The sequence below is a fragment of the Hydrogenivirga sp. genome (genome assembly GCF_056450045.1).
Window position 1 is genome coordinate 1 of sequence record NZ_JBWONM010000075.1, and the last position, 4,222, is coordinate 4,222.

A 4,222-nucleotide genomic window follows, 5' to 3' on the forward strand; every position below is an offset into this window, starting at 1 on the left:
CAGCTAGCCTTCGCACCCTCTCTAAGGTCCCTGTCGGGGACTATTAGGGACATCTTCTCACCGTCGGAAAGGGCGAGAACCATCCCCTGAGACTCAATCCCGAATATCTTCCTCGGCTTCAGGTTGGTGAGCATGAGTATCTTCTTGCCGACGAGCTCCTCAGGGCTGTAGAACTTTGCTATCCCTGCAACGAGCGTTCTCTCCTCGTCTCCGAGGGAGACCCTGAGCTTTAGGAGCTTTTCGGAGCCTTCTACCCTTTCAGCCTCAAGAACCTTTGCGAGCCTGATGTCTAGCTTTAGGAAGTCCTCTATACCTATCTCGTTTCTTTCCATAGGGAATTATGATACCAGAGGGCTTATTATGACAGAGAACATCAAAAGCTCTGCCTTCTGCTGATAGAATTTCCAAAGACCATAAAAGGAGGTGGAAGCCATGGCTGAAACTGTTACGCTGAAGGGAAATACAGTTACCCTCGTGGGACCTGCTCTAAACGTTGGAGACGACGCTCCCGAAGCTGTAGTTGTTACGAAGGACCTTGAGGAGAAGAGGATAGGCGGAGCTAAGGGCAAGGTTCAGCTCATAGTTACCGTTCCATCCCTTGACACTCCCGTCTGTGAGACGGAGACCAAGAAGTTCAACGAGCTTGTTGCTCAGCTCGGAGACAAGGTTGATGTCACCGTGGTTTCTATGGACCTTCCCTTTGCCGAGAAGAGGTTCTGTGAGAGCTTCAACATAGGAAACGTCACCGTTGCCTCCGACTTCAGGTACAGGGATATGGAGAAGTACGGGGTCCTTATAGGTGAGGGTGCTCTGAAGGGCATACTCGCCAGAGCTGTCTTCATAGTTGGAACCGATGGCAAGGTAGCCTACAAACAGCTCGTGCCGGAGATAACCCAGGAGCCTAACTACGACGAGGTTATGGAAAAGCTCAAGGCTCTCCTTTGAGTCTTTTTCGGGGGGGCTTTCCCCCTTCAAAATATATCCTTCAGCCTGACCTTAAACCCCTTTACAACCTCTGAGCTCACCTCTTCCTTTCCCTCACCTAGACACCCCTCGTCCTTTACAGAGTACTTTCCATCCTTACCCAGAACCAGAACCTCTATACACCTCATATCGGGGTAAACGAGCCAGAACTCCTTCACTCCAAAGCTTTCGTATATCTCCTTCTTTTCAAAGGTGTCTCTGCTCAGGGTTGAGGGTGAGACAACCTCAACAACGAGGTCTGGGGCGCCAAAGATGGCTCTATCCTCGTCCACTATATCAAGCCTCTCCTTTGAGATGAAGATTATGTCGGGCTGGAGAACGTACCTCTCTCCCAAGACAACGTCTATGGGCGCATAAAAGACCTCCCCCAGCTTCTTCTTCTTGATGTAATCCCAGAGGGCGAACTCAAGGTTCCTTGATATCCTCTGGTGGTAAGGTCTGGGTGCTGGTGCCATAACGAGCCTCCCTCCGAGAACCTCGTACCTCTTGTCATCTTTTAGCTTGGCATACTCTTCGTAAGTCCAGAGCTTCTCTTCGGTAGCTTTACCCATGGCTATATCTCAATATAGGCTTCCTGTTAGCTTCCGCCTCCTTTATCCTGCGAACGGGAGTCCTCTTGGGAGCTGACTTCAGGCTATCAGAGTCTTCCTTAGCCTCCCTCACTATGTCTTTTAGAGCCTGGGCGAACCTTCTGAGGGTGTCGGGACTTTCGGTCTCCGTTGGCTCTATCATCAGAGCCTCCCTAACCACGAGGGGGAAGTAAACTGTGGGTGCGTAAAAACCCCTGTCAAGGAGTCCCTTTGCAACGTCCATGGCGTTAACGCCGTACTTAAGAAGGTTCACCGCTGAGAGGACGAACTCGTGCATGCAGGGAACGTGGGAGTAAGGGTCCTTAAAGACACCCTTGAGGAGATGCCTCAGATACCTTGCGTTCAGGACGGCGTACTTTGAGACCTTATCAATCTCCCTGCCGTAGCTCAGCAGGTAAGCTAAAGCTCTGAGCCAGACCCCGAAGTGTCCGTAGAAGGCAAGGAGAGAGCCTACGCTCTTTGGTATGTCCCAGTTGAGGTAGTACCTCTTCCCGTCAAACTCAACCTGAGGAGCCGGAATGTAGGGCTTCAGCCTTTCAGAGACCCCTACTGGACCGCTACCCGGACCACCTCCCCCGTGAGGGGTTGAGAAGGTCTTGTGAAGGTTAAAGTGCATAACGTCAACTCCCCAGTCTCCAGGTCTCGCCACGCCGACTAGAGCGTTGAAGTTGGCTCCGTCCATGTAGAGCAGTGCGTCCCTCTTGTGAAGCTCCTGAGCCATCTCCTTTATCTTCCTCTCAAATATCCCGAGGGTGTTTGGGTTCGTTATCATTAGGGCGGCAACGTCGTCTCCGAGCCTCTTCATGAAGTCGTCCCAGTCAAGCTCGCCGTTTTCATCGCTCTTTACGGTAACAACGTCAAAGCCGCAGATTGCAGCGGTTGCAGGGTTTGTCCCGTGGGCTGAATCGGGTATGAGAACCTTTCTCTTCTGGGTGTTCCCCCTGTCCCTGTGATAAGCCATTATGAGTATCAGACCGAGAAGCTCCCCCTGAGCACCCGCCGCAGGCTGGAGGGAGACGTCCGCAAAACCACCGAGCTCTTTGAGGAGCTCTTTTAACTCATAAGCAACGCGAAGCGTTCCTTGAATGAAATCTTCGGGAGTAAGGGGATGGACACCGAGGAAGCTCTCATTCTTGGCAAGCTCCTCGTTTATGCGGGGGTTGTACTTCATGGTGCAGGAGCCAAGGGGGACCATGGTGGTGTCTATGGCGTAGTTGAGCTGGGATAGGTTAGTAAAATGCCTTACTACTTCAAGCTCCGAGACCTCTGGTAGCCTGAGCTCCTCCCTCAGGTACTCCTCAGGTATCACCTCTTCTGGCTGGACACGGCGGACATCAAGCTCCGGCAGTCTGTAGCCTTTCCTTCCCTTCCTTGACAGCTCAAAGAGGAGTTCCATGGTGAATATTCTACATTGCAGACCAGAGCCTGTTTATATCTATCAGGAATCTGCACCCGTTTTTTAGCTTTACCTCAAAATTCCCTTCGTCTGAGTCAAATACCTTGGTAAAGCTGTTGTTTTCAAGGGCAAAGACCCTGACCTTCTTAAATTCTGGATACACCATTATGTAGTAGGGGACCTTCTCTCTCTGGTACAGCTCAAACTTGAGGTGCTCATCCTTTTGGGCTGTGCTCGCAGATACCACTTCTATAACAACTTCGGGGGTTTCTCTCACGAACTCCTTTATCTTTTTACATATAACTAACAGGTCGGGTCTTACAACAGTATCTTCCGAAATTATCCAATCAAGCTCAGGATAAACAAAGCAGGGATGTTTGCAGTTCTCCAGCTGATTTGCGATCTGCCTTCCCATCTCCATAGCCACAGCTTGGTGAATTCCGAGAGGAGATGGTGCCATGGCAAAGGGGATTCCCTCAATGAGCTCCCAATCCCCTTCCCATTTCATGTAGTCCCCGACCGTATAGTGAGGAAGATGCCTTTCCGCTAACCCCATAGCTTTCACTCAATCTATCATATCCCAGCTAAGAGGTGTACCTTTTTTTATATCTCTTCGGGCTCTTCTACCAAGGATATCTTTTAGATGCCTCGTATGGAGTCCATAACCCGGTCTTATAGACCTTACGTTTTCTTCTGTAAAGACCTCACCGGCTTTTATGTCTTTAACCACAAACAGGGACCTTGCAAACTCTCTGCTCTTCTTAATCTTCTCTGTTAGCTCGTAGGAAACCTTCCCGAGAGCCTTCTCAACTTCTCTTACAGCCTTTACCATCTGAGAAAACTCCTCAGGGGTGAGAGAAAATTCCCTGTCCGGAGAGTCAATGTCCTTGGAAAGGATAAAGTGCTTCTCTATAACCCTTGCTCCCAAGGCTACAGCTGCTATTGGGACTGATATACCCAAGGTGTGGTCTGAAAGTCCTACGGGACAGCCAAAGGTCTGAGCAAGGTTGGGTATGGTTCTGAGGTTAACCTCTTCAAGAGGTGCCGGATAGGCTGAGGTGCATTTAAGTAGAATTATCTGGTCATTGCCGACCCTCTTGCAAGCATTTACAGCTTCTTCTATGTCAGAAAGGGTAGCTATGCCGGTAGATATTATCACTGGCTTTCCCTTTGAAGCCACGTACTCTATCAGGGGTATATCGGTTATCTCAAAGGAGGCTATCTTGTAGGCTGGAACTCCAAGCTCTTCAAG

6 protein-coding genes are annotated in these 4,222 nt (G+C 50.2%); 1 reads left to right on the top strand and 5 read right to left on the bottom strand.

Annotated elements, in window-relative coordinates; genetic code table 11:
• Positions 1 to 332 (bottom strand): methionine--tRNA ligase subunit beta (gene metG, locus AC1HCM_RS03105; RefSeq protein ID WP_479460316.1); only part of this gene is annotated, 332 nt, incomplete at its 3' end.
• 100 nt (positions 333 to 432) lie between these two features.
• On the opposite strand from metG, the gene tpx reads away from it, so the two are divergent.
• Positions 433 to 945 (top strand): thiol peroxidase, encoded by a 513-nt coding sequence (gene tpx / locus AC1HCM_RS03110; RefSeq protein ID WP_479460317.1) that lies wholly within the window; start codon positions 433 to 435, stop codon positions 943 to 945.
• A 26-nt stretch (positions 946 to 971) separates the two neighbouring features.
• Here tpx and AC1HCM_RS03115 read toward each other — a convergent pair whose 3' ends face one another.
• The 4 genes from AC1HCM_RS03115 to pseI form a co-directional block, all read right to left on the bottom strand.
• On the bottom strand, positions 972 to 1,535 hold the full coding sequence (locus AC1HCM_RS03115; RefSeq protein WP_479460318.1) for a Uma2 family endonuclease: 564 nt from the start codon (positions 1,533 to 1,535) through the stop codon (positions 972 to 974).
• Positions 1,528 to 2,970, bottom strand: a complete 1,443-nt coding sequence (gene gcvPB, locus AC1HCM_RS03120; protein WP_479460319.1) for an aminomethyl-transferring glycine dehydrogenase subunit GcvPB — start codon at positions 2,968 to 2,970, stop codon at positions 1,528 to 1,530. The genes AC1HCM_RS03115 and gcvPB overlap by 8 nt, the downstream gene beginning before the upstream one ends.
• A gap of 10 nt (positions 2,971 to 2,980) precedes the next feature.
• Positions 2,981 to 3,526, bottom strand: coding sequence for a Uma2 family endonuclease (locus AC1HCM_RS03125; protein ID WP_479460320.1), 546 nt, complete (start codon positions 3,524 to 3,526; stop codon positions 2,981 to 2,983).
• A gap of 9 nt (positions 3,527 to 3,535) precedes the next feature.
• A partial coding sequence (gene pseI / locus AC1HCM_RS03130; RefSeq protein ID WP_479460321.1) for a pseudaminic acid synthase occupies positions 3,536 to 4,222 on the bottom strand: 687 nt, incomplete at its 5' end.